Annotated in this window: 1 protein-coding gene; it reads right to left on the bottom strand. The window is 67.5% G+C overall.

From position 1 onward, the window contains the following. Positions 1-551 (bottom strand): flagellin (locus IE95_RS19900; RefSeq protein WP_030153708.1); only part of this gene is annotated, 551 nt, incomplete at both ends.

Raw genomic sequence — 551 nt, 5'->3', positions numbered from 1 at the left:
GAAACGTTCGTGTTGACGCTGAAGCCCATGATGAGTCCTCCGTGAGACGGGCGAGAAGAATGGTCCCCCAGCCCATCCATGGGCCGGTCACCTCCCACTGTCGGCATCACGGGCACCGCCGTGAACGGGGATCGGGTGAATCGGCGCAGGACCGGCGCGCGGCGTCCGGCGCGTGCGCCGACGGACGGACACCGTCGCCCGCCACCGCGACTGATGTTGGAGATCGCGTACTCCAGACGGTTCTGCGTCGCACCGAAGTTCGAACGAGCCGTCGACACGGCCTTGAGAGCCGTGTCGATCGTCTCGATCGCGGCCTGACCGTTCGCCGCGGTGTCGACCGTCAGCGACGACCCACCACCGCCGGCAGCGATCCCAGCACCGATGATGGTCTCGAGGTCGTTGGCGGCGAGCGCGATCGTGATGGTGTTGCCGCTGCCGGCACCCTCCGCGCTGACCTGGACCGTGAGGTCCGTGGCCGCAGCCGTCAGGAGGTTGATGCCGTTGAAGTTGGTCGAGTCGACGACGCGGGTGAGCTCGTTCGCGAGCTCGTC

This window comes from Oerskovia turbata, from assembly GCF_000718325.1.
In the GTDB taxonomy this organism is placed as follows: Bacteria; Actinomycetota; Actinomycetes; order Actinomycetales; family Cellulomonadaceae; genus Oerskovia; species Oerskovia turbata.
The sequence above is the reverse complement of the archived record's forward strand: the minus strand, read 5'-3'. Positions and strand labels throughout refer to the sequence as shown.